24 protein-coding genes are annotated in these 24,495 nt (G+C 59.7%); 13 read left to right on the top strand and 11 right to left on the bottom strand.

The window, feature by feature from the left end; translation table 11 throughout:
• Positions 1–5: 5 nt before the first annotated feature.
• Both frr and pyrH read right to left on the bottom strand, forming a co-directional pair.
• Positions 6–569: a ribosome recycling factor gene (gene frr / locus SIB92_RS03070; protein ID WP_412554437.1), complete on the bottom strand. Its 564-nt coding sequence runs from the start codon at positions 567–569 to the stop codon at positions 6–8.
• Positions 570–666: 97 nt separating this feature from the next.
• Complete coding sequence (gene pyrH / locus SIB92_RS03065; RefSeq protein WP_412550228.1) at positions 667–1,401, bottom strand: UMP kinase; 735 nt, start codon at positions 1,399–1,401, stop codon at positions 667–669.
• 119 nt (positions 1,402–1,520) lie between these two features.
• Here pyrH and miaA point away from each other — a divergent pair, with 119 nt between their 5' ends.
• Both miaA and SIB92_RS03055 read left to right on the top strand, forming a co-directional pair.
• Positions 1,521–2,402: a tRNA (adenosine(37)-N6)-dimethylallyltransferase MiaA gene (miaA, locus tag SIB92_RS03060; RefSeq protein ID WP_412554436.1), complete on the top strand. Its 882-nt coding sequence runs from the start codon at positions 1,521–1,523 to the stop codon at positions 2,400–2,402.
• 120 nt (positions 2,403–2,522) lie between these two features.
• Positions 2,523–3,407 carry a helix-turn-helix domain-containing protein gene (locus SIB92_RS03055; RefSeq protein ID WP_412554435.1) on the top strand — a complete coding sequence of 295 codons (885 nt, stop codon included), beginning with the start codon at positions 2,523–2,525 and terminating at the stop codon, positions 3,405–3,407.
• Between the two features lie 23 nt (positions 3,408–3,430).
• Here SIB92_RS03055 and SIB92_RS03050 read toward each other — a convergent pair whose 3' ends face one another.
• Complete coding sequence (locus SIB92_RS03050) at positions 3,431–4,015, bottom strand: lytic transglycosylase domain-containing protein (RefSeq protein WP_412554434.1); 585 nt, start codon at positions 4,013–4,015, stop codon at positions 3,431–3,433.
• A gap of 205 nt (positions 4,016–4,220) precedes the next feature.
• On the opposite strand from SIB92_RS03050, the gene ssb reads away from it, so the two are divergent.
• From ssb to pepT, 3 genes are all read left to right on the top strand, one after another.
• Positions 4,221–4,748: a single-stranded DNA-binding protein gene (ssb, locus tag SIB92_RS03045; RefSeq protein WP_412550225.1), complete on the top strand. Its 528-nt coding sequence runs from the start codon at positions 4,221–4,223 to the stop codon at positions 4,746–4,748.
• A 253-nt stretch (positions 4,749–5,001) separates the two neighbouring features.
• The gene (locus tag SIB92_RS03040) at positions 5,002–6,615 is read left to right on the top strand and encodes a peptidoglycan-binding domain-containing protein (protein ID WP_412554433.1); all 1,614 of its coding nucleotides are present in this window, start codon (positions 5,002–5,004) and stop codon (positions 6,613–6,615) included.
• 126 nt (positions 6,616–6,741) lie between these two features.
• Positions 6,742–7,986 (top strand): peptidase T, encoded by a 1,245-nt coding sequence (pepT, locus tag SIB92_RS03035; RefSeq protein WP_412554432.1) that lies wholly within the window; start codon positions 6,742–6,744, stop codon positions 7,984–7,986.
• 50 nt (positions 7,987–8,036) lie between these two features.
• Here pepT and aroB read toward each other — a convergent pair whose 3' ends face one another.
• Entirely contained in the window at positions 8,037–9,149 is a 1,113-nt protein-coding gene (gene aroB, locus SIB92_RS03030; RefSeq protein WP_412554431.1) for a 3-dehydroquinate synthase, read from the bottom strand.
• Positions 9,150–9,152: 3 nt separating this feature from the next.
• A complete protein-coding gene (locus SIB92_RS03025; RefSeq protein WP_412554430.1) occupies positions 9,153–9,701 on the bottom strand; it encodes a shikimate kinase in 549 nt (182 codons plus the stop codon).
• A gap of 119 nt (positions 9,702–9,820) precedes the next feature.
• On the opposite strand from SIB92_RS03025, the gene SIB92_RS03020 reads away from it, so the two are divergent.
• The 3 genes from SIB92_RS03020 to SIB92_RS03010 are packed head-to-tail and all read left to right on the top strand — an operon-like array spanning position 9,821 to position 12,448.
• The gene (locus tag SIB92_RS03020) at positions 9,821–9,970 is read left to right on the top strand and encodes a hypothetical protein (RefSeq protein ID WP_283426350.1); all 150 of its coding nucleotides are present in this window, start codon (positions 9,821–9,823) and stop codon (positions 9,968–9,970) included.
• Between the two features lie 3 nt (positions 9,971–9,973).
• On the top strand, positions 9,974–11,491 hold the full coding sequence (locus tag SIB92_RS03015) for a hypothetical protein (RefSeq protein WP_412554429.1): 1,518 nt from the start codon (positions 9,974–9,976) through the stop codon (positions 11,489–11,491).
• Positions 11,492–11,494: 3 nt separating this feature from the next.
• The gene (locus tag SIB92_RS03010) at positions 11,495–12,448 is read left to right on the top strand and encodes a site-specific tyrosine recombinase XerD (protein ID WP_412554428.1); all 954 of its coding nucleotides are present in this window, start codon (positions 11,495–11,497) and stop codon (positions 12,446–12,448) included.
• On the opposite strand, the gene SIB92_RS03005 is transcribed toward SIB92_RS03010, so the two are convergent.
• The 3 genes from SIB92_RS03005 to SIB92_RS02995 all read right to left on the bottom strand — a co-directional run bounded on the left by SIB92_RS03005 (position 12,412) and on the right by SIB92_RS02995 (position 14,933).
• On the bottom strand, positions 12,412–13,230 hold the full coding sequence (locus tag SIB92_RS03005) for a metallophosphoesterase family protein (protein WP_412554427.1): 819 nt from the start codon (positions 13,228–13,230) through the stop codon (positions 12,412–12,414). The two genes, SIB92_RS03010 and SIB92_RS03005, sit on opposite strands and share 37 nt — an antisense overlap.
• A 127-nt stretch (positions 13,231–13,357) precedes the next feature.
• Positions 13,358–14,059: a substrate-binding periplasmic protein gene (locus SIB92_RS03000; RefSeq protein WP_412554426.1), complete on the bottom strand. Its 702-nt coding sequence runs from the start codon at positions 14,057–14,059 to the stop codon at positions 13,358–13,360.
• A 172-nt stretch (positions 14,060–14,231) separates the two neighbouring features.
• Positions 14,232–14,933 carry a substrate-binding periplasmic protein gene (locus SIB92_RS02995; protein WP_412554425.1) on the bottom strand — a complete coding sequence of 234 codons (702 nt, stop codon included), beginning with the start codon at positions 14,931–14,933 and terminating at the stop codon, positions 14,232–14,234.
• Positions 14,934–15,073: 140 nt separating this feature from the next.
• Between SIB92_RS02995 and SIB92_RS02990 the strand changes: the two genes are divergently transcribed.
• The 3 genes from SIB92_RS02990 to eno all read left to right on the top strand — a co-directional run bounded on the left by SIB92_RS02990 (position 15,074) and on the right by eno (position 18,831).
• Positions 15,074–16,378, top strand: a complete 1,305-nt coding sequence (locus tag SIB92_RS02990) for an HlyC/CorC family transporter (protein ID WP_412555788.1) — start codon at positions 15,074–15,076, stop codon at positions 16,376–16,378.
• A 145-nt stretch (positions 16,379–16,523) separates the two neighbouring features.
• Positions 16,524–17,408 (top strand): DMT family transporter, encoded by an 885-nt coding sequence (locus tag SIB92_RS02985; protein ID WP_412554424.1) that lies wholly within the window; start codon positions 16,524–16,526, stop codon positions 17,406–17,408.
• Positions 17,409–17,556: 148 nt separating this feature from the next.
• Complete coding sequence (eno, locus tag SIB92_RS02980) at positions 17,557–18,831, top strand: phosphopyruvate hydratase (RefSeq protein WP_412554423.1); 1,275 nt, start codon at positions 17,557–17,559, stop codon at positions 18,829–18,831.
• A 75-nt stretch (positions 18,832–18,906) separates the two neighbouring features.
• Here the strand turns inward: eno and SIB92_RS02975 are convergent, their stop codons facing one another.
• The 3 genes from SIB92_RS02975 to SIB92_RS02965 all read right to left on the bottom strand — a co-directional run bounded on the left by SIB92_RS02975 (position 18,907) and on the right by SIB92_RS02965 (position 23,077).
• Positions 18,907–19,296, bottom strand: a complete 390-nt coding sequence (locus SIB92_RS02975) for a response regulator (protein ID WP_412554422.1) — start codon at positions 19,294–19,296, stop codon at positions 18,907–18,909.
• Positions 19,293–20,867, bottom strand: a complete 1,575-nt coding sequence (locus SIB92_RS02970; protein ID WP_412554421.1) for a sensor histidine kinase — start codon at positions 20,865–20,867, stop codon at positions 19,293–19,295. Before SIB92_RS02970 ends, SIB92_RS02975 begins: the two co-directional genes overlap by 4 nt.
• Before the next feature lie 383 nt (positions 20,868–21,250).
• The gene (locus tag SIB92_RS02965) at positions 21,251–23,077 is read right to left on the bottom strand and encodes a methyl-accepting chemotaxis protein (protein WP_412554420.1); all 1,827 of its coding nucleotides are present in this window, start codon (positions 23,075–23,077) and stop codon (positions 21,251–21,253) included.
• A gap of 377 nt (positions 23,078–23,454) precedes the next feature.
• On the opposite strand from SIB92_RS02965, the gene SIB92_RS02960 reads away from it, so the two are divergent.
• Together SIB92_RS02960 and SIB92_RS02955 are read left to right on the top strand one after the other, a co-directional pair.
• Positions 23,455–24,042, top strand: coding sequence for a L,D-transpeptidase (locus SIB92_RS02960; RefSeq protein WP_412554419.1), 588 nt, complete (start codon positions 23,455–23,457; stop codon positions 24,040–24,042).
• Between the two features lie 10 nt (positions 24,043–24,052).
• Positions 24,053–24,493, top strand: a complete 441-nt coding sequence (locus SIB92_RS02955) for a c-type cytochrome (RefSeq protein WP_412554418.1) — start codon at positions 24,053–24,055, stop codon at positions 24,491–24,493.
• Positions 24,494–24,495: the final 2 nt, after the last annotated feature.

Below are 24,495 nucleotides of genomic sequence, written 5' to 3'. Positions count from 1 at the left end.
GTTGATCAGACCTGCATGATCTCGGATTGCTTGTTCTCAAGCGCGCCATCGATCTGCTTGATATAGCTGTCGGTCATTTCCTGAACTTCAGCTTCCCAAAGCTTCTGGTCGTCCTCAGACATACCGTCGCCTTTGGCTTTCTTAATGGTGTCCATACCGTCACGACGCACGTTGCGTACCGCTACACGGGCGTGCTCGGCATATTGAGCCGCCACACGGGCCAGCTCGGTGCGGCGCTCTTCGTTCAGCTCAGGAATCGGCAGCATCACAATGGTGCCGTTGGTCTGTGGGTTGATGCCCAGACCGGAGTTCATGATCGCCTTCTCAACCGCGCTCACCAGCGATTTGTCCCAGACGTTGATGGTTACCATACGCGGCTCAGGCACGTTCACGGTGCCCACCTGGTTGATCGGTGTCTTGGAGCCATAGGCCTCCACCATCACCGGCTCCAGCATCGTCGCCGAGGCGCGGCCTGTGCGCAGCGAGGCAAATTCGGTTTTCAACGCGCCCATCGCGCCATCCATACGGCGGGTCAGGTCGTCGGTATCAAGTTCAAACTCTTCGGACATGAGATTGCTCTCTTCTTCTGTCTGTTTTCTTTTGTCTTTTTCACATGTTGCGCGCCAAACGGCACCGCCTCACGCGGTTGCGATCACCATAACGGGATCAGACAACCTTTGTATAGGTGCCCTTACCGGCGAGAATGCCTTTGAACCCACCAGGCTCATCCAATGGGAAGACAATCAGCGGCAGGTTGTTGTCGCGTGCCAGCGCAATCGCGCTTGCATCCATCACCCGCAGACGCTTCGCGAGCACCTCGTCATAGGTAATCTCGTCATAGCGCACCGCGTCGTCATGCTCAGCCGGGTCTTTGTCGTATATGCCATCGACACCGTTTTTGCCCATGAAGATCGCCTCACATGCCATCTCATTGGCGCGCAGGGTCGCGGCGGTATCGGTGGTGAAATACGGGTTGCCGGTCCCAGCTGCAAAGATACACACACGCTTTTTCTCAAGGTGGCGCACCGCGCGGCGGCGAATATACGGCTCAGCCACTTCATCCATGCGGATCGCGCTGATCACACGGGTGAACACGCCCAGACCTTCCAACGCGCTCTGCATCGCCAGCGCGTTCATCACGGTCGCCAACATACCCATATAGTCCGCCGTGGTGCGCTCCATCCCCTGTGCCGCGCCGGACAGGCCGCGGAACACATTGCCGCCGCCGATCACCATGCAGATCTCGACGCCCATGTCGTGGACAGATTTCACTTCCTTGGCGATACGCTCAATTGTGGGCGGATGCAGGCCATAGCCCTGATCTCCCATCAACGCCTCCCCCGAAATCTTCAACATCACACGGTTAAAGGTTGCGTCGGCGGGGACGGTGTCGTCGCTCATGTTGCACTCCATCTGCGCATCGTTTTAGGATTGGCCGCAAAATGTCGGAAAACGCGCGCAGGTTCAATGCGAGAGTTGGGGATAACCGACAAAAGTAAGCGCAAAGTCAGGTCTCTCTCATGTCACAGCTGCCGCCCATCGCCCCGGATCAACCGGTTCTGATCGCAGGCCCCACCGCCAGCGGCAAAAGTGCCCTTGCTTTGCAGATTGCGCAGGAGCACGGCGGCGTCATCATCAACGCCGACGCGATTCAGGTGTTTGACAACTGGCGCGTGCTCACCGCCCGCCCACCGGAAGAAGACGAAGCCGCAGCGACGCATCTTCTATATGGCCACATTCCATATGACGCGGACTACTCCGTTGGCCATTGGCTGCGCGACGTCGCACCGCTTTTGAAAGACGGCCCGCGCCCGATCATTGTTGGCGGCACCGGGCTGTATTTCACCGCGCTGACGCAAGGCTTGGCCGAGATCCCCGCCACCCCACCGACGCTGCGCGAAGAGGCAAACGCCCGCGTTGCCAAAGAGGGCTTTGAAGCGCTGCTGGCGGAACTCGACGATAAAACCGCTGCTCGCATTGACCGCCAGAACCCGATGCGCGTGCAACGCGCCTGGGAAGTGCTCACCTCAACCGGCACACCTTTGGCGGACTGGCAAGACAACACGCCTCCACCGCTTCTGCCGCTGTCAGACACGCTGCCAATTGTGTTCGATGTGCCCAAAGATTGGCTCAACGAACGTATCGCCCGCCGCTTTGACCTGATGCTCGAGCAAGGCGCGCTGGAAGAAGCTGAGGCCAATCTCGCCACCTATGATCCAACCCATCTCTCCGCCAAAGCCATTGGCGCGCCGGAACTCATCGCACATCTGCGTGGCGAAATGGATCTGGAAACCGCCCGCGAACAGGCCACAATCGCCACGCGACAGTTTGCCAAACGCCAACGCACTTGGTTCCGCTCCAAAATGAAAACCTGGCATCACTACACGCCAGAAGGTCTCTGACGCGCGCGGGTTTTCGCCAGTTTGTGACAAAAGGCGTGGAGTCCCCACTTGCTCGAATCGCACATCCTGCGCTTAATCAGCTGCAAGATGGCCGATAAAAATTTACATATCCCGTCATTTATGACCAAACCGGGCATGGGAGGTATGGCCGCACCTGCGCGCAAGCCAACCGCGCCAGTTGAGCCGAAACCTGTGCTGCGGCCCATCGTGCCCGATCAGCCTTTACCGCAAATTCGTGTAGAAACCCTTGCCGGTCTGACCAAAGGCGCGCCTTGGCTGTTGGAACAATTGCACGTGCGCACGCACCACATCCTGCTCTGGACCACCCGTGGTCAGGGCCGGGTTCTGCTGCATGGTCTGCGACGCGGCTTTGGCGCTCACAACGCGATCTTTGTCCCTGCGGGCAAACTGCTCGCGTTTGAACTTGGCCTTCAGGTGCAGGGCCTCGCCATGCTGATCCCGGACGACGGCCGTGTCACCCTGCCAGATCGTGCGCAACATCTGCGCCTGCAAGACGGCACCGAACAGGCGGAGTTCACCGCCATCCTAGACGCGCTGCGCCGTGAGCTGCACGACCAGCGCCCTTTTATGGCCGAAGCCTTGAACGCCCACGCCCGTCTGCTTTCCGTCGCCCTGCGCCGCGACCTTCAGGAAGCCGGTCCGCCGCCGCCCACCCGCGCGTCGGAACGCATTGTGCGCCGGTTCTGCGACATCCTTGCTGCCGAGTACACCAATGGCCACCCAATGGCCTGGTACGCGGATCAGCTCGACATCACACCGACTCATCTGACGCGCGTCTGCCGCCAAGCGGCAGGCCTCACCGCCGCAGAAATGCTCTCACAGATGACCCAGCACCGCGCCCGTAGCCTGCTTTTGGACAGCGACCTGCCGATCAATCGAGTGGCTGATTCCCTAGGGTTTGGCAGCGCCGCCTATTTCACGCGCTTCTGCCAGCAACACTTCGGTGCCGCACCAAGTCAGGTCCGCAAGCAGGCCCGCACCTGATATTGACATGAAAGACTGAAGCGTTATCCGCCCCAGATCACCCGCACGTAATTGCGGGTCTCGGTATAGGGCGGCACGCCACCATATTTTTCCACCGCGCCCGGCCCGGCGTTATAGGCCGCCAAGGCCAACCGCCAACTGCCAAACTTCTGGTACTGCTGCTTCAAATACCGCGCGCCGCCTTCGAGGTTTTGCTGCGGGTCCATCGGATCCACCCGCAACAACCGCGCGGTCTGTGGCATCAACTGCGCCAGACCCAATGCCCCTTTGTGGGACTTGGCCTTTGCATTCCAATTGCTTTCCTGCTGCACCAGCTTCAGGAACAGATCCACCGGCACGCCATGGAGCAACGCCGCTTCCTGCGCCATTGCCAGATAGGGCCCCCGGTATTTGCCCTGATAGCTGCCGTTGCCCCATTTGGAGGGCGTGTAAATCGGCTTGGGTTTCAGCCGCACAGAGTTGCGATACTGCTCAGACGCACGTCCATCGAGCACTTTTGTCTGGTTCTTAAACAACCGCGCATTGGATTTGGTCGACAGGCTCTGCGCCGCCACCGGCCCAGCAACCAAGGCCAATCCAATCACCAGTCCCAAAATCCTGCGCGCCATGTGCGCCTGCTCCACCCTGCTTTTGCGGCTTTCTTAACCAAATTGTAGGCAATTTTCCAGCCCACAGCACCCCCTTGGCAAAATCCCGCGCGCACCGCGTCTTTCTCACCGCAGGTTATCCACAAGAAACCGCTTCCCATTCCGCCCCCGCAGTGGTGTATGGTGCCCCAAATCGAGAGACAGAATCCGTGGGAGACATAGGCGCATGGCCGGATCGGTGAACAAAGTAATCCTTATTGGCAACCTGGGGCGCGACCCCGAGGTGCGCTCCTTCCAGAATGGCGGCAAGGTCTGCAACCTGCGGATCGCCACCTCTGAAACCTGGAAAGATCGCAACACCGGCGAGCGTCGCGAGAAAACCGAATGGCACTCCGTGGCCATCTTCCAGGAAGGCCTCGTACGCATTGCCGAGCAGTACCTGCGCAAAGGCTCCAAAGTCTACGTCGAAGGCAAGCTGCAAACCCGCAAATGGCAGGACCAATCCGGCCAAGACCGCTACTCCACCGAGGTGGTGTTGCAAGGCTTTGACGGCGTTCTGACAATGCTCGACGGCCGCTCCGGCGGTGGTGACGGCGGCGGCTTTGGTGGCGGTGGCGGCGGCTACGATCAAGGCGGTGGCGGCTACGGCGGCGGTTACGACCAAGGCGGCGGCGGCAACTTCGGTGGCGGCGGTGGCGGCAACCAGGGCGGCCCAGCCCCAAGCCGTGACATGGACGACGAAATCCCGTTCTAAGTCGCAGACACAACAAAATCGCACAAAGGGCCGGCCTGCGTCGGCCCTTTTTCTTTGGGCGATGCCGGTGCCCCCGCGCCAGCCACACGCATCTCCACTTGATCCAAATGCGGTTATGCGCCAGCATGCCAGAACAACTTTTAGTACTATTGACGAGTTCATGATCTCTTTTTGACGAGATGACCATTTCGAACGTCCTTCGGCATGAATTCGAAACCAGACATTTGGTCAAATCGACTTTTGGGAGAGATGCATGTTGACCCGTTCCATCAAGACCACCCTTGCCGCTGCACTTGTCGCCACATCGACCTCCGGCCCCGCTCTCGCCAGTGACCTTGGCGCGGCCATTGCCGGCGCGATCATTGGCGGCGCCATTGTCTCTGGCGCCAACCAGAACAAAAAGAAACGTGTGGTCACCAGCAAAAATTACTCCGTGGCCCGCGCCCAAAACCGCGAAACCCAAACCGCGCTGAACTACTTCGGTTTCCCGGCTGGCACGCCGGACGGTGTTATGGGGCAAAAATCCCGGGCCGCTGTCGCCCAATATCAAACCTATGTTGGGTTTCCTGCCACTGGCAAATTGGGCGCGTATGAGCGTGACTTCCTGATCACCTCCTACAACCGCGCACAAATTGGCGGCCCCCAGGTGGTCAAAGCCATGCAAACCCATCAACATGGTGTGCGCGGCCTGCTGACCGTCTGGTATGAGGAGGCCCACGGCGGCAGCTCCTATGCTGGCAACAGCTACAATGGCATGCCCACAGAGGTCTCCGCCGCCATCGACGAAGTTGCCGAAAGCTCGGACCCCAGCGCCGAACAGCTGTTACAACGCTCCGGCTTTATCCAGTTGGCAGACCTCAACGGCGATGGCAAAACCGACTACATCCTCGACACCTCGGTCTCCGGCAGCAACTACTGGTGCGGCGCCAAGGACTGTACCGTCATGGTCTTTGCCTCCAGCCCCAGCGGCTATGCCCGCAACGACTTCCTCAGCCATGACGCCACTCCGGCCAGCTTTTCCTGTCATCAGGCAGTCTGTCGCCTGAACGACACCCCGCAAACCTATGTGGCCAACGCACCGGCAGACATCGTCACACCCGCCCCCACCGCACCGGTCACAACGCCCGTGTCGGCCACACAGCCGGACTCCCCCGGCCTCAACAGCCTCACCCTGTTCCAAACCGCCAAACCCGCAGCACCGGAACAATCTCTGACCGGCTACTGCGGCAAAGTGGGACTGCTCACCAGCTCAAACGGCGGCTTCACCACCGTCTCCAGCATGTCGGACCCCGCCTTCACCCTCAGCGAGCAGTTCTGCTTGACTCGCACCTATGCGGTGGCAACTGGCGAGAAGATTGTGCAGTCCGTTCAAGGGGTTACGCAGACCCAGGTTGATCAACAATGTGACGGCTTTGGCCCTGTGCTTGCGCCCTATGTGGCCAAACTCGACACCGCAACGCCAAATCAACTGATTTCCGAAGTGCAGGCATTTGTGCTGAACGCCAACATGTCGCTGGAGCAACTCAGCGACACAGCCAAGATTTGCCTGTTCTCCGCCTACCGGCGCGATGACATGAATGTGGCACTGGGGTCTGCACTGGTCATGACGGGTGTCGGCCAAAAACCCTATGCCGAGTTGATTGCCCACCACTTGCAACATGGTTTTGGCGTCATGGGCAACGGCGACGCGGCCAATGCCTGGTACACGGTCGCCCTTGAGGCGCTGGACACAGGCGCGGAGCCTGCCTTTGCACCGGGGCAATCCGAGCGGACCGCCTTGCTAAAAGCTGCCATCACAGCAGACACTAAAACAGGCGTGGTCGTGCAACCCGCCGCCGCTCTGCCAAGCTTCAAAATCGGCGAGTAAGCCTCCCTTCTGGTAGACCTACCGGCTCCGGCGACCTTCCGCCGGAGCCTTTTTTATGCGCCCCCCTTACACACCGTGCCGCGCCACACTATGGTTTGCTTAACAAGCAAACAGTGAGGACATTACGTGTCGGACACCTCTTCTTTTAACCAATCTTTGCAGGACCGCCTGGTCACCTATTGCGCCATCGACAGCCAGTCCGATGAGCATTCCACAAGCATCCCGTCCACCGAGATCCAGCTCGACGTCTCCCGCCATCTGGTGTCGGAACTCGAACGCATCGGTGCCTCTGACGTGGAGCTGACCTCCTACGGCGTGGTCCTCGCCACCGTGCCGGCCACCGTCGACACTGCGCCCACAATTGGCTTCTGCGCCCATGTCGACACCGCGCCACAGTTCAACGCCACCGGTGTGAAACCGCGCGTGATTGCCAATTGGGACGGCAGCGACATCACCTATCCGGACAACCCGGATCTGGTTCTGAACCCATCAACCTCCGCCTACCTCGAAGGCAAAGAAGGCGAAGACATCATCACCGCCTCCGGCCTCACCTTGCTCGGCGCCGACGACAAAGCCGGCGTGGCGATCATCATGACCATGGCCGAGCACCTGCTGACCACCCCGGGCCTGAAACACGGCAAAGTCCGCCTCGCCTTCACCCCGGATGAAGAAATTGGCAAAGGCGTGCACGCTGATCTCCCTGCCGACTTTGGCGTGGATTTCGCCTATACACTGGACGGTGCTAAGCGCGGCACCATGGAGTTTGAAACCTTCTCTGCCGACGGTGCAGTCGTCACCGTCACCGGCACCTCTGCACACCCCGGCTACGCCAAAGACAAAATGACCAACGCCCTGCATGTGGCAGCACAGATTGTCTCCGATCTCGACGAAGCCGGCACCACCCCGGAAACCACCTCCGGCCGCGAAAGCTTCACCCATGTCTACGCCCAGGAAGGCGGCAGCAGCGAAGTCACCCTGCGCTTCATCCTGCGCGCGTTTGAAATGCACGACCTAGAGGCACAGGCCACCCGCCTGCAAGCCGCCTGCGCCAAGGCTGAAGCGGATTTCCCTGGCTCCAAAGTGACCTGTGAGATCAGCAAGCAATACCGCAATATGCGCTACTGGCTCGAAAACGACATGACGCCAGTGAACCTCGCGCGCGAGGCCATCCGCACCGAAGGCTTTGAGCCGGACTCCGTGCCCATTCGCGGCGGCACCGACGGCTCACGCCTCACCGAACTCGGTGTGCCCTGCCCGAACCTCTACACCGGCATGATGGAAATCCACGGACCGCTGGAATGGGTATCAGTGCAAGACATGGCCAGCGCCACACGCATGATTGCCAATCTCGTGCAAATCGCCGCCAAATAACAAAAAAGCCGACCCTCAGGGTCGGCTTTTCATTTCGACTGTCGGCAATCTTACCGCCGTGCCAGTTCTTCTTGCAGCAGCTGGCGCACCACATCGCGTGGCACATCTGCGGTCACAAAGGCCTCGCCAATCCCGCGCGCCAAAATGAAGCGCAACTGACCATCGACCACCTTTTTATCCTGCCCCATCAGCTCCAGCAGCTCATCAGCATCTGGCAGCTCGCCCTCAATATCCTTGAGGTCCACCTTCATGCCCATGGCACGCAAATGCTCCCGCACCCGACTTGGCGCCTCCTGTGCGCAGAGCCCCAAACGCATCGACAACTCAAACGCCAGCGCGCAGCCCACGGCCACACCTTCGCCATGCAACAAGCGGTCGCCATATCCCGTGGCCGCTTCCAACGCGTGACAGAAGGTGTGCCCGAGATTGAGCAAGGCGCGATCCCCCTGCTCGGTCTCATCGCGCATCACAATCTCGGCTTTCATCTCACAAGACCGCTTCACCGCCGCAATACGCGCCGCCTCATCCCCTGCGGCCAACGCAGGCCCCTGCGCCTCCAACCACTCAAAGAAATTGGCGTCGCCCAGCATGCCGTATTTCACCACTTCGCCGTAACCGGCGAGGAAATCGCGCGGCGTTAGAGTGCCCAACACGTCTATATCAGCCAGCACCAGTCGCGGCTGATGAAAGGCTCCGACAAGGTTCTTACCCAACGGACTGTTAATGCCGGTCTTGCCGCCCACCGAACTGTCCACCTGCGCCAACAGACTGGTCGGGATTTGCACAAACCCAACGCCACGGCGCAGAATGGCCGCTGCAAACCCGGTCAGATCTCCGATCACCCCACCGCCAAGCGCCACCACAAGGTCCTTGCGCTCCACACGTTGCGACAGCAACCACTCAACAGTTTGCTCCAGATAAGCCCAGCTCTTGGTACTCTCGCCCGCCGGCAGCACCAGCGCCTCCATGGCAATCCCATTCGCCGCCAGCCCGTCGCGCAACGTCTCCAGATGCAGCGCCGCGACGTTTTCATCCGTCACCACGCAGACCTGCTTGCGCGCCAGCATTGGCCCAATCAGCGCACCGGACTGCGCCAGCAGACCCGGCCCGATGTGAATGTCATATTCCCGGCCCTCAAGGCCCACATGTACGGTTTCCATCACGGCTTATGTCTCCGCCAAAACATCAGGGCGCGCGTCCAACAACGCCTGCGCCACCCGATCTGCCATTTCTTCAATGCTCAACCCGGCCTCCGCTTTCACCGGCAAATCTGCCAGACTGTATAGCGGCACCCGCGCATCAAAAATCTCTTCCAGCGTTTTTCGCGGATTGTCCGTGCGCAACAGCGGCCGCGTGTCTTTGTGTTTCACACGGTTCCACAGAAGTTCCACATCCGCATCCAGCCAGACCGCAACACCACGTTTGGAGATTTCTGCCCGATTGCCCTCGGCAAGGTAGGCACCACCGCCGGTAGACAGGATGCAGCGCTCCTCTTCCAGAAGCCGGGCAATCACCTGACTCTCCTTTAGGCGGAAAAACGCCTCCCCGTCTCGCTCAAAAATCTCGGCAATGCTCATATTGGCCGCCTTCACGATCTCTGCATCGGAATCGATAAAAGGCACATTAAGTTTGGCCGCTAAAGCCTTACCAACAGCGGTCTTTCCTGCCCCCATCATGCCAACAAACACAACGGTTTTTTTTAAATCATAGCTCATCAAACGCCCGCAATCGGCTAAGCCTTGCCCAAAAGTGTGGTTTGCGCATTGAATGACGTGATCTTGCCCAAAAGGCCAGTTATAAGTTGAAAAAAACAGGCAGGATAATCGAGGATATTATGGGCAGACTCTTTCGAGCCTTGTTGTTTCTAGTGGTTTTGGCAGCAGTTGCGCTGGTGGCTTACGCCTATCTCGGGCCGATCTTTGGCGCGGATTTCTCCGCCCCACAGGCCGAGGTGCGCATCCCTCTGGAACTGACGGGGCAATAACAGGTGATCCGCCCGTTTCGCAGCCCAGTCGCCGCATTTTTACTCAGTGCCGCGCCGCTCTATGCGCAGGACGCGCCGCTCTCCGCCATCGACTGGCTCGACCACACGCCTACGGTGACCCTCGACATGGGCCTGCCGCTCAACGAGGACCCGGTGAGCAAAGGCGTGTCCACGCCCGCCATCAACGTCAGCCCGCTGTCGGAAACCTCTCAGGACGCCGTGGGCCTGCTGCCTTCCAACGTCACCGGCCTGCCTGCCACGCTCTGGTCCGCCTCTGACGCGGACACGCTTGCCGAGCTGGTGGATGCGCAGCGCCCCGAAGTACTTCCCGCCATGCAGGCGCTCTTGTATACGCTGTTACTTGCCGAGGCCGACGCCCCGCGCGAAACTGGCGTCACCAACGAACTCCTGCTGGCCCGCGTCGACAAACTGGTCGAGATGGGTGCATTGGAACAGGCCGAAGCCCTGCTTGAACGCGCAGGCCCCACCACGCCGTCGCTGTTCAAACGCTGGTTTGATGTCACCCTCCTGATGGGCCAGGAAACCCGCGCCTGTGAGGCCCTCATGGCCGCGCCGCATCTGGCAACGGACTACGCCTCTCGCATTTTCTGCACCGCCCGCGCAGGCGATTGGCGCGCTGCCGCGCTCACGCTGGACACCGCCAAGGCCCTTGGTCTGATTTCAGAGGAAATGGACGCCCTGCTTCTGCGCTTTCTCGATCCAGAACTGTTTGAGGGCGAACCGCTTCTGGTGGCCGCCAACGGCCCCGACCCTCTCAAGTTCCGCCTATATGAGGCCATTGGCGAAGGCCAAACCGCCGCCCGCCTGCCACGCCCCTATGCCCATGCAGACCTGCGCGACACCGCCGGCTGGAAAGCGCAGCTAGAAGCCGCCGAGCGCCTCGCGCGCACCTCTGCGCTGCATGAAAACGCCCTGCTTGGCATTTACACGGAAGGCTCCCCCTCAGCCTCCGGCATGATCTGGGACCGCGTCGCAGCGCTGCAAGCTTTTGACCGCGCCATGACCGCGCAAGACATCCGCGACGTTTCTGACACGCTGCCCCAAGCCTGGGCCGCCATGCAGCAGGTCCACCTCGAAGTGCCCTTTGCCCGCCTTTATGGCCCGCAACTATTGCAGCTGCCACTCCAAGGCGTCACCGCCCGTCTAGCCCGTGACATCGCGCTGTTGTCCTCCGACTACGAACGCGCCGCCCGCTCTGGCCCACGCGACTTCCTCGCCGGACTGGCCCTTGGCACGCCGCCGCGCACTCCCACCGATCCAGTGCACCGCGCCATTGCCGACGCCTTCCACGATGCCGGTGTGCCGCAGGAAATCTCCACCATGCTGGCCCGTGGCCAACTGGGCGAAAGCCTGCTGACGGCGATGGAACTCATGGATGACGGCGCCGCTGGAAACCTCGGTGCCTTGACTGAAGCCCTCGCCACCTTCCGCGCCGTCGGACTGGAGGACACCGCCCGCCGCGCCGCGCTGCAAGTGGCGCTTTTGGACACCCGAGGCTGATCTATGACGGCACCTGCTGACAGGCTGCAATGGATTGCCACCTTTTTGGAAGCACAAGCCGCCGAACTTGGTGCGTCGCCCAACACCCAGGCTGCCTACGCCCGCGACCTGCGCGACTTCGCCACCTGGGCCCACGGCAAATCCCACAGCTTTGACGCCCTGTCTCAATCCGACATCGAAGACTACTTGCTTTTCTGTGACGCTCAGGGCCTCGCTCAATCCACCCGCGCCCGCCGCCTCTCCGCCATCAAACAGCTCTACAGGTTCGCCTTTGAAGAAGGTTGGCGGAACGACAACCCGGCAATTCAAATCAAAGGCCCCGGCCGCGCCAAACGCCTGCCAAAAACGCTGGAAGTCACCGAGGTGGACGGCTTGCTCGCCGCCGCCCGCACTCACGGGCGCAGCGCCGATGACCGCCTGCGCAATACCTGCCTGATGGAACTGCTCTACGCCACAGGCATGCGCGTGACCGAATTGGTCAGCCTGCCGGTTTCCGCAGCGCGCGGCGATCCGCAAATGCTTCTGGTGATGGGCAAAGGCGGCAAAGAGCGCATGGTGCCGCTCTCCCCGCCGGCGCGGGACGCACTTGCGGCCTGGCTCACTTGCCGGGACGCCGCGGAGGACATCGCCCGCTCCAAAGGCAAACCCGCCTCGCGTTTCCTCTTCCCATCTCGCGGCGCTTCGGGCCATCTGACCCGGCACCGTTTCTATATGCTGATCAAAGACCTCGCCGTCGCTGCCTGTGTCTCCCCGGCCAAAGTCACGCCGCACACGCTGCGCCACGCTTTTGCGACCCACCTCTTGGCCAACGGCGCCGACCTGCGGGTCATTCAGACACTCCTAGGACACGCAGATGTGGCGACCACCGAAATCTACACCCACGTGTTGGATGAACGCCTGCGCGAGTTGGTCACCACCCATCACCCTTTGGCCAAAGATGGCAAGCGCAACGCCTGAGGCAGCACATCTTCAGACGGCCAGTAGCCACTGAGCAACGCACGATCATAGCCCTGCGTCAGCCCCACGGCCTGCATCGCAGCCTGCGCGGCCTCCGCATCATAGGTCAACGCTCTGATCTCCGCCGCACCACCCTGCAAAACCACAAACCGCGTTTCCTGCCGCCCATCGTGTTCCGGCATGCCAACAGCCCCGGCATTGATCCATGTGACGCCGCCAACCTGCCGCTGAAACGCGATACCGGAGTGCCCCGCGATCACAACATCCACCGGCCCCACCAGTGCCTCAAGCGCGGCAAGCTCCTCGACAAACACAGCCTCCGGCGACACCGCAAACACAAACCGCGCCACGTCGGTCACCCCGCCATGGATCACTGCCACGCGCGCGCCACCCTGCTGAAACCTCACCACATCCGGCAATCCCGCCATCCAGCGCCGCGCCTCCGCGTCGATCTCTGCATTCGCATGCGCGTACCATCCCGCCGACAACAGATCGCAGGTTGTGCCTGCTTCAAATCCACAGCCGCAATCCAGTGCATTGGCCGCCAGCTGCTTTTCACAGTTGCCCGCCACGACAACAGCCTGCGCCGCGCGCACGACCGCAACCGTCTCCGCTGGCTGCGCGCAATAAGCCACCACGTCGCCGGTGCAAATCACGTTTCCAGATGGCACTCCGAGCACCTCTGCCTGCGCCAGAACAGCCTCCGTTGCCTGCAAATTGGAATACGGCCCGCCAAACAACAGCACCGGCCCCGCCAACTCTCCCAGATCCTGATGTCGCACTGCCCGCCTCCGTGATGCCTTTGCCGCAGGTTTACGACGTCCAGCCCAAAGCGCCAATCACATGACCGTCAGACAACAAAAGGCCGGGCACATGGCCCGGCCTTCCCGACGTCGTCTCAAAGGAGACTTAGTCGTACTTCGCTACAAAGGCTTCTTGAGTACCGTCAGCGAGGATTGAGTCAATGGCTTCGTCCATGCGGGCAATCACGGACTCATCGGTGGTCTTGGAGCACGCCAGGAAGAATTCGTTCCGGGAAATTTCCATGGCAATTTCAAAACCGCCGTCTTCAATTGCCACAGCCGCTGCAGATTCCAGCGCCACCATGTAATCCACACGGCCCGCGCCCAGCTTCTTCAGCGTCATTTCGGCATCCGGTGCCAGGTCAATGTCGCTTGCACCCAGACGGTCCAACAGCGCCACGGCAAAATCGCCGGTCTGCGTGCCAACCTTCTTGGTCAGCGCCTGTTCAACAGAAGTCACGTCGCCGTTCGCGCCCGGCTTCTGGATCAGATAGATCGCCTCTGAATACATTGGGCCCGCCCAGTTGAAGCGGTCTTCACGCTCCGGCGTGCGCGCGGTGGTGAAGACGCAGGTGTTGGCGTCCTGCTCTGCCAGGGTGATGGCGCGCGACCACTTGGTCACTTCCATCTCGGCGGACACACCAGAGCGCGACAGCGCCTCGTTGATGATGTCCACACCGTGGCCGGTCAGCTCACCGTTTTCGACGTAGTTGTAAGGGGCATAGTCTTCCGTAAAAAACTTCACGTCCGCGGCCTGTGCGACGGTTGCAGTGGACAGGGCCAATGCGCAGAGTGCTAGAGTTTTCATTAGTGGATTTCCTCGCTTTAAATCTCTGCCCCCGGTTCTGCGTCGCATGTCTGAAGGCAAAGTAAACGTGCGACATTTGCGCACAGATAAAATCACAAGTCGCTGAAACCCAATAAAAAAAGTCGGGGCATTTGCCCCGACTTTGCCACAATCTTCTCGTGGTGAGGTTGCGTCAGTAACGCGATACAATCTCCGCCTGTGTGCCGTCCGCCATGAGAGAATCCATTGCGGCGTCAATCTCGGCCACGACGGCCGCTGGCGTGTCATGAGAGCAGGCGATGTAGTACTCATCACGCGACACTTCCATGGCAATTTCCAGACCGGCATCCTCGGCGGTCAGCGCATTGGCGCTCTCCTGCCCCAGGATCACATAGTCCAACCGGCCTGCCGCCAGCTTCTTCATGGTTTTGTCCAGATCAGGTGCCGCATCCACTTTTGCCGCCCCCAGCTCTTCCAGAAGATCAATTGTGAAATCGCCCACCTGCGTGCCAATCGACTTGGTCAGCGCTTGCTCCAGCGAAGACACATCCGCATTCGCACCGGACTTCTGGATCAAGTAGGTGCCTTCGACATACATCGGACCAGCCCACTGGAACTTGGCTTCCCGCTCCGCAGTGCGCGCAGTGGAGAACACGCAAGTGCTCGCATCTTTCTCGGCCAACGCAATCGCACGCGTCCATTTTGTGATCTCCACCGAATGCGACAGCGCCGCGCGCTCCGCCACTTCGTTGATCAGATCAATCCCGTGCCCCTTGGCCTGACCATCTTCCATCCAGGAATACGGCGCATAATCTTCGGTCAGGAAGGACACGCTGGCCCCATCGGCCATAGCAACGGTCGGCAGCGCGAGGGCGGCAAATACAAAAGCTTTCATTGGATCCCACTCCATTTGTGTTTGAACTGCGCGCCCCCTTAGATCAAACCACCTAAAGAAGGCTTAAGGGCTTCACGCCCTCTTGATCCGGCCCCATTGCGCCCCCATAAACCTAAGTGATTGAGATTTCAGAGGACCCCATGGAGCCCACCACAACTTTTGACACCGCATTCTGGATCACCGCTGGCGTGATTTTCTTTTTGCTGATGATGTCTGCCTTCTTCTCCGGCTCCGAAACCGCGCTGACGGCGGCCTCACGTGGCAAACTGCGCGCGCAGGCTGACAAAGGCAGCCGCGGTGCGCAACGGGCGCTCAACATCACCGAAGACAGTGAACGGCTGATCGGTTCCGTTCTGCTGGGCAACAACCTCGTGAACATCCTCGCAACCTCTCTGGCCACCGCGCTCTTCACCCGTGCCTTTGGCGAGGGCGGCGTGGCTCTGGCGACGTTGGTCATGACGCTCCTCGTGCTGATCTTTGCCGAGGTGCTGCCCAAAACCTACGCCATCACCCGCCCCGAAGACGCCGCCTCCACAGTGGCCAGCCCGATCAGCCTGATCGTAACGCTGTTCTCCCCCATCGTATCCGCCGTGCGCGTGCTGGTACGTGGCGTACTGCGCCTGTTTGGTGTGGAAACCGACCCAGACAGCCAAGTGCTCGCCGTGCGCGAAGAGATCGCCGGCGCCATTCAGCTTGGTCACTCTGAAGGCATCGTGGAAAAAGAAGACCGCGACCGTATCTTGGGCGCGCTGGACCTGTCTGACCGCGTTGTTGAAGAGATCATGCTGCACCGCTCCGGCATCGAGATGATTAACGCAGATGACGCGCCTGCCGACATTCTCAAACAATGTCTGGAAAGCAACCACACCCGCCTGCCGGTCTACAAAGACGATCAGGAAAACATCATCGGCGTGGTGCACGCCAAAGACCTGTTCCGCAGCATGTACACCCGCGCCGTGCAGGAAGAGACCAACGCGCGTGATCTGCTGGCCTTCGACCTCACCGAAGTTGCCAAAGAGCCTTACTTCGTGCCGGAGACCACCTCGCTGGATGACCAGATGCGCGAGTTCCTGCGCCGCCATGCCCACTTTGCGCTGGTGGTGGATGAATACGGCTCCCTGCAAGGTCTGATCACACTCGAAGACATCCTCGAAGAAATCGTGGGCGAAATCACCGACGAGTTTGACGAGGACACCGATCATCCGATCCGCAAATCCGAGGACGGTCAGTTCCTGATCGAAGGCGCCATGACCATCCGCGATCTCAATCGCGCCACCGATTGGTCCCTGCCCGATGATGAGGCCAACACCATCGCCGGTCTGGTCATCCATGAAGCGCAGATGATCCCCACCGTGGGACAGGTTTTCTCCTTCCACGGCTTCCGTTTTGAGGTCACCGGACGCGAGGCCAACCGGATCACCGATCTGAAAATCCGCCCGCTCTAGGCCAGCAAGCCGGCCCATCTCTGCACCACCCGTGATGGGCCGCATCACCAAAATGAATGATGCTTTAGTGGCGTTTGTCGGAAACAAGCTTGCCATGTCGCCCGTTGCTGTTCACCTGTGAACCATCTGACGCGCGGGTAACATTATGCAAAACGTACACGGTATTCTGATCCTTGTGGCGGCCATGCTTGGCTTCACGCTCGAGGACATGTTCATCAAATCTCTCTCCGTAACCCTGCCTGTCGGCCAGATCCTCATGGCCTTGGGATTGGGCTCCGGTTCGGTCTTTGCTGTGCTTGCCATCCTGCGCGGCGACAACCTCTTTGCCTCCGCCGCTTGGTCCCCGCGCATGTTGCTACGCACGGCCTGCGAAGCCGGTGGCGCCGTGCTTTTTGCCACCGCCCTCTCCCGCGTGGACCTCTCCACGGTTGCAGCCGTGTTCCAGACCCTGCCGCTGGTCATCACCCTCGGCGCGGCGCTCTTTCTGGGCGAGCAAGTCGGCTGGCGCCGCCTCACCGCCATTCTGGTGGGCTTTTCCGGCGTTCTGTTGATCATCCGTCCCGGCACCGACGCCTTTGACCCCAACGCCCTACTGGTTTTGGGTGCTGTCCTCGCTGTCGCCCTGCGCGACCTGATCACCCGCACGATTGACGCCTCTGTGTCCTCCTTTGTGGTTTCTTTTCAGAGCTTCGCCTCGCTTGTGCTCGCAGGTCCCTTCTTGATGCTGTTCAACGCCGCAGACTACGCAGAGCTCACCCCCTCCCACCTCACCATGATGGCTGGTGCCGTGGCCTTTGGGGCTGCTGGCTATTGGGGCGTGGTCACCGCGCTCCGCCTCGGCGAAGCCTCCGTTGTGGCTCCCTTCCGCTACTCCCGCCTGCTGTTCTCCATCCTGGTAGGCATGATCGCGTTTGGCGAACGCCCCGACCTGCCCACCATGCTGGGCGCCACGCTGATCATCGGCTCCGGCCTCTTCACCTTCATGCGTGAACACCGCCTCGCCAAAGCCGCCACCCCGGCCCAAGCCTAGGGAAATCCAGCAAAACAGCGTCCTCCTGTCACTGTTAGCCCTAACCTGTGGAAAAACCGCCGTTAGCGCTATCAAAATGCGTTTACTTTTGCCCCCGCCCTGCTATAGCTGCGCCCGACATTTGTAGCCATCCGAGGGATCCTCCGACATGAGCACCATCATTGATATCTTTGCCCGCGAAATTCTCGACAGCCGCGGCAACCCAACCGTCGAAGTCGACGTGATCCTCGAAGACGGCACCATGGGCCGCGCAGCAGTTCCTTCCGGCGCCTCCACCGGTGCCCACGAAGCGGTTGAAAAGCGTGACGGTGACAAAGACCGCTACATGGGGAAAGGTGTTCTGGAAGCGGTAAACGCCGTGAACGGTGAGATCGCTGAATGCCTTGTCGGCATGGACGTGACCGAGCAGGTTGCCATTGACCAAGCGATGATCGAACTGGACGGCACCCCAAACAAAGGCCGCCTCGGCGCCAACGCCATCCTCGGCGTCTCCCTCGCCGCTGCGAAAGCCGCTGCGGATTACACCGCACAGCCGCTGTTCCGCTACGTCGGCGGTACCTCCGCGCGCGTTCTGCCCGTGCCAATGATGAACATCATCAACGGCGGCGAGCACGCTGACAACCCGATCGACATCCAAGAATTCATGATCATGCCTGTCTCCGCGGCCAACATCCGCGAAGCCATCCGCATGGGCGCCGAAGTCTTCCACACCCTGAAAAAAGAGCTGACCGCCGCAGGCTACAACACCGGCATCGGTGACGAAGGCGGCTTTGCACCAGCGCTGGAAAGCACCCGCAAGGCGCTCGACTTCGTGATGACCTCCATCGAAAAAGCCGGCTACAAGCCGGGCGAAGACATCTACCTCGCCCTCGATTGCGCCTCCTCTGAGTACTACAAAGACGGCAAATACGAGATGGTGGGCGAAGGCAAATCCCTGACCTCCGCTGAGAACGCACAGTACCTCGCAGACCTCTGCAACGACTACCCGATCATCTCCATCGAAGACGGCATGGACGAGGACGACTGGGACGGCTGGAAAGCCCTGACCGACCTGATCGGCGACAAAGTCCAACTGGTGGGCGACGACCTGTTTGTGACCAACCCAACCCGTCTGGCAGACGGCATTGCCCAAGGCGTGGCCAACTCTATGCTGGTGAAAGTGAACCAGATCGGTTCCCTGACCGAGACGCTGAAAGCCGTCGATATGGCCCACCGCGCGCGCTACACCAACGTGATGTCCCACCGCTCCGGTGAAACCGAGGACGCCACCATCGCCGACCTCGCTGTGGCCACCAACTGCGGCCAGATCAAAACCGGCTCCCTGTCGCGTTCCGACCGTCTGGCGAAATACAACCAGCTGATCCGCATCGAGGAAGCGCTCGGTGAAACCGCCGAATACGCAGGCCGCTCGATCCTGAAGTAAGCCTAAGCACAAACAAAACAAAAACCCCGCCATCGAGCGGGGTTTTTCTTTAACAGGACTTGCATGGGACGACGCTCAGTGCAAATGCTCTGACAGCACCTCAACAAGCTTATCGATCCGCACAGGCTTCGGAATAAAGCCAGAGAACCCAACCTCATCACATTCCTGCTTCTGCATATTGGACACGCTTGCGGTCACGGCGATGATCTTAGGTCCTTCCGGAGACAGCAACCGGCTGATCTCGCGGGTGGCATCAATGCCGTCCATATTGGGCATATTGATGTCCATCAGGATCACATCATACTGCCCGGATTCTGCTTTTTGCACACACTCGAGACCGTCATTGGCGACCTCACAATTGATGCCGCAGTGCTTCAGAAGTCGCTGCATCACTTTCAGATTGATCGGTTCGTCATCGGCCACCAAAATACGCGGATTGAGGGCAGAAAAGTCTGGCTTGGTCATGCTGCGTTCCTTTTGTCTTGCGATGCGCCACTGTTGGCGGTGTTGAGTTTCGTCGGAATGGAGAGCGTAAACGTGGAGCCTTTGCCCACCTCACTCTCAAGCGTGATGTCGCCGTTTGCCTCTTGGGCAATGCCTTGCGCAATCGACAGGCCCAGGCCTGTGCCGCCCGCCTTCCGGCTGGAGGAGCTGTCCGCCTGCACAAAACGCTCAAAAATCTTGGCCTGATCTTCCGGTGCGATCCCCGCGCCTGTGTCCGTGACCGCCACAGAGAACACCGCGTCCTGCGATCCCTCGGCATGCGCAACGGTGGCGCTGACATGCACGGAGCCCTGTTCGGTGAACTTCACGGCATTACCCACAAGGTTCACGACAACCTGCCGCAACCGCTTGGCATCCCCCAAAATCTCCGGTGCCTTCTCTGGCACCTCCAGATGGAAAGTCAGGTCTTTCTTCTGTGCCAAAATCGTCGCGAAACTGGTGGCATTCTTCATGAAGTCTTTGACGGCAATCGGCTCGGACTTCATGCGCAGTGCCCCCGCCTCGATCTCGCCAAAGGTCAAAATCTCTTCGATCAGCGCCATCTGGCTGTCGGCACAAGAGTTCAGAATATCAATCAGCTCTCGGTCTTCCTCAGGCAGGTCCACCAGTTCCAACAGCTGTGCGGCGCCAATAACCCCATTCATAGGCGTGCGCAGCTCGTGGCTGATGGTGGCAAGGAACTGCGTCTTGGCCATATCCGAGGCCCGCGCAGCTTGCGCTTCTTCCTGAAGCTCCGACTGAATACGGATAATTTCCCGAATGAGCGGCCGTGCTACCGTGAACCAGGCAAACACCGCAGCAAACAATGCAATCACGAACACCAACACCGACAGGAAAACCGGCAATTCACCTGCGGTTTGTGCCTTTTCAGTAAGAACAGCGCTGACATGTTCGAGTTGTTCTGATGACAACTGGTTTGCTTCCGCCCAATATGCATTGAGTGTTGTCGGATCCTTTTTGCCATCGGCAAAGACCTCAGCCGCTGCCAACAAAATTGTCCCGATTGCATTCTCAAGCGAGACCCCACTGGCAGCTTCAGCTTCCCAGGCCTCATCTTCCTCTTCCCAGATACCCTCGAGGTCCTCAGGCATTTCGTGGCCAAGCAACCCAAGCTCGCGACTCAGGTCAATCGGGTTGATCCCAGCCGCGCGGGTCCGATCGTTCAGGGCCTGCCGCGTGTCGGATTCAGAATCCTCCATGATCTCATCGCCATCAGGATCTGCCGCCCGCAACGCCGAATAATATCCAAGTGCCCGCACATATGTATTTAGCGCCTCAGTTTCGTCAAAGATCCGGGACGTCTCCACCTGCGCCGCATACCCCTTTAATTTCGCAACGTTCTCCATCATCTGGCCAATCACCAAAACATAGCGAGACGTGGCTGCGGCGGACTGGTGAAAGAAGACGGATGCTGCACTGGCAAAGAACATCGGAACCAAAAGAACAGCAATCGTGGCCAATAGCCGCCGCCGCAAATGGTGTTGGTCGATAGAGCCTAATTTGGTGTCACTTTGACGCTTTTCGCCACTCATATCGATCTCCGAACTTCACTGTATTCAGGGCGAGGCTCGCCCGTATAGGACTTTGGCTATCAAGCGCGCCTTGCAAAAGTGTTAACCAATTGTAACAGACGCTCCATTTTGGATCCAATCAGCGACACCGTGGGGCCAAAAGTGGGCTCATGACTGTTTTGGCAAACCAACACGGCGCGTTCTTTTGAGGGACAATTCTACCGCCGCACGACTCTTCGCCTCGCAGCGATTAGACCGCTCCTCACTGGAACCTGTCAAACGGCGGACAATTCCGAAAACGAGGCACAAAATTAAAAAATAACCCCCGAACGCTGGTTCGGGGGCCTATTGTTGCGCCTAAGCGATCATTGCGGCGATCACGCGCTTGCGTCGCCGCAATGCCGTTACGCGCTCCTTTGCGCCAACGGATGGCCCGCCTCCCCACCGCCATCAAATGCACCTTTTCCTCCTGAACTAGTTGACGCACCAGAAACCACTGACATCTCAGCCGCAGCCCGCGCGCCAAGCTTGAAATACGACACCACTTGCGCCAGATCCCGTGCCTCGGAGTTCAGCATGTGACCCGCAGCAGTCGACTCCTCGACCATCGCGGCGTTCTTTTGCGTCACCTGATCCAATTGATGCATACCGGTGTTGATCTCCTGCAACCCTGTAGCCTGTTCTGCCGCACCTTCGGCAATATCCGTGACCATCTGGCCAATCGCTTGAACCTGCCCCACAATCTGCTGCAAGGCATCGCCGGTTTGACCAACCAGATCCACGCCACGTTCCACATGCTGGGAACTGTTGGAGATCAGCGTCTTGATCTCCATCGCCGCATCCGACGATCGCTGGGCAAGCACCCGCACCTCAGAGGCGACAACCGCAAACCCGCGCCCGGCGTCACCCGCCCGCGCCGCTTCGACACCGGCATTCAATGCAAGCAAGTTGGTCTGGAAGGCAATGTCATCAATCACAGCCAGAATCTGCGAAATCTGAGAGGACGAATGGGAGATTTCATGCATCGCGCCCACGGCGTTCTGAACAATGATCTCACTTTGCGTCGCACTGTCCCCCGCCTCGCGCATCTTGGCATCGACGTTGCGCGCACCCTGCGCCGCCGTCTTCACCGACGCGGTCAGTTCATCAAGGGCAGCCGCAGTTTCCTCCAGGGTGGCTGCTTGGCTTTCCGTGCGATGGGACAAGTCGTCAGAGGCCTGACAAATCTCGGTTGCCCCAGTGCGAATGCTGCTTGAGGCGTCGATCACCTCAGCCACTGTCGCACTAAGCTTTGCAGCCGTGCGATTAAAATCGACCTTGAGCTGCTTGTAGTCCTCGGGGAACGCATCGGGGATCTGCACGGAAAGATCGCCTTGCGACAGTTGGGCCAACCTCCCGCTCAGGATCTCCACCACATCCGCCTGTTCGGCATCCCGTTTGCGCTGCTCCGCTTCCATTTCCTGCTGCCGGATGAGGGAACAGCGGAAGACATCCAATACACGCGCCATTTCCCCCAACTCACTACGCGCCTCTGTGCAGGGAATAGCGCTTGCGGTATCCCCCTTCTCCATTGCCACCATCCGGGCACAGAGCTTCTTTAGTGGGCCGGTCACACTCTGAATGATGAAATACGACGCCGCACTGAGCAGCAGCAAAATAATCACCAAGGCAAACAGGGTTTCGCTACGCAGTTTGGAGACCTTTGCTTCAATCGCAGTGCCATAGACCCCCGTGCCAATGATCCAGCCCCAAGGCTCAAACATCTGCACATACCCCGCCTTTACGGAGACCTTTTCCGCGCCCGGGCGCATAAAAAAGTATGTCAGATCCCCCATCCCGTTATTGGAGGTGATGCGCGCCATTTCCTGGAAGATCTTGGTACCCTCTGCGTCTTCGTAACCGCTTTGGTCTGTACCAACCCACTCTGGCTTGGTGGGATGCGCCTGAATCACCAAGTCCCGATCCAACGCAAAAACATAGCCATCCGCGCCAAACCGCAGCGCATGCAACCGGTCCCGCCCAATCTCCTGCGCCTCATCCCGAGAAAACGCGCCTGACCGAACGCCATTTTCCAGATCAACAAGCAAGCTTATTGCCGTATCCGTGATGCTGTGCAGCTCGTCATTGCGGGCCGCGTAAGCGTCATTCACGGTTCTGGAGAGCAGCAGCAGGGCCAAGAGAGAGATCAGGCACAAAGCAAGTACGGACAGCGCATAGATGCGCGCTGACATTTTGAACAGAACTGAAGGCATGATGGGATAAGTCCAATCCGGTAGGCAGTATTTATATCGCCTGATATCAATCACTTCCTTTACAAGGACTTACCAAGTTAAGCAGTTTTCCTGGAAGCACAGCGCGTGACTTTTGACGGCACAGGAACCGGTTTCGACCAGCCCTGATTGAGCGATGGGCGATAATTTCCCTCTCCTTAAAGCCGACAAGACCCAACCAACCCCTAAAATTTTCTCCTTAAAGCTGATCTTCACATGCAAGATATCTGCGGGCGCTTCCCTCCCCCCCAACCTCACGTCTTCGTGACCCCAATGTGTGTTGACCTCCCCCCACTGGAACCTGTCACACCATGCCCAAACAAAATCACGAGGCGCGCATGGCACCCCCCCCCAAATCTCCCCGGCTCACCCGCCGGTCCTTCCTGATCAGCAGTACGCTTACCCCTTTTGTGGCCGCCGCCCCGGCGCTGGCGCTCACTGAACCGGAGCCAGAGCCATCGGTGCAGCGCAACGTTTCCTCCTTCCGCACCCATGAATGGCAGGACCATTTTGACACGCTCGGCGTGGGGCTGATCATCTCCGACACCACCACCCGCGTGTTGCAGCATTGGACAGCGGACGGCGAGATGCGCATCTACCCAACCTCCGTGCCACTCACCGACGAACTCACCAAACGCGGCTACACCGAAGTCACCGAGAAACGCGCCAACCCCGGCTGGGCGCCCACGCCGTCGATGCGGGAGCGCAACCCGGAATGGCCGCCCTATGTGAAAGGCGGCGATCCAGCCAACCCGCTGGGCACCCGCGCGCTTTACCTGTCGTGGCAGTACTACCGCATCCACGGCACCCACGACACGCGCAAGATTGGCCGCCGCTCCTCCAACGGCTGCATCGGCCTCTATAACGAGCACATCGAAGAGGTGTTTGACCGCACCAAAACCGGCACCAAAGTCAAACTGATCTGATCCTACAACCATGACCAAACCACTTGTCCTCGCGGGTGTGGTGCTGGCTCTGGGCGCGACCACCTTCACCGCCCTCCAGTTTCAGCCCACACCACCCCAGCCCGTCGCCACCTCCGAAACCGAAACCTCCTCCGCCATGGTCGCGGTGAAGCAACCAGCCGCCCACAGCGAGCTGGCCCAAATGGGCAAACGCGCCTTTGAGGCCACCTGCGCCGCCTGCCACGGCGACAACGCTGCAGGTCAGGACGGTATCGCCCCGCCGCTGGTCCACAAAATCTACGAACCCGGCCACCACTCGGACATGGCCTTCTTCATGGCCGTCGACAACGGCGTGCGCGCCCATCATTGGGCCTTTGGCAACATGCCGCCTGTGGCAGGCTTGACCAAAGGCGACGTGAAAGCGATCGTGGCTTACGTCCGCGAGTTGCAACGCGAAAACGGCATTTTTTAAAC

Source organism: Shimia sp. MIT1388 (genome assembly GCF_047124445.1).
Classification (GTDB): Bacteria; Pseudomonadota; Alphaproteobacteria; order Rhodobacterales; family Rhodobacteraceae; genus Shimia.
This window is presented reverse-complemented; position numbering and strand designations above follow the sequence as displayed.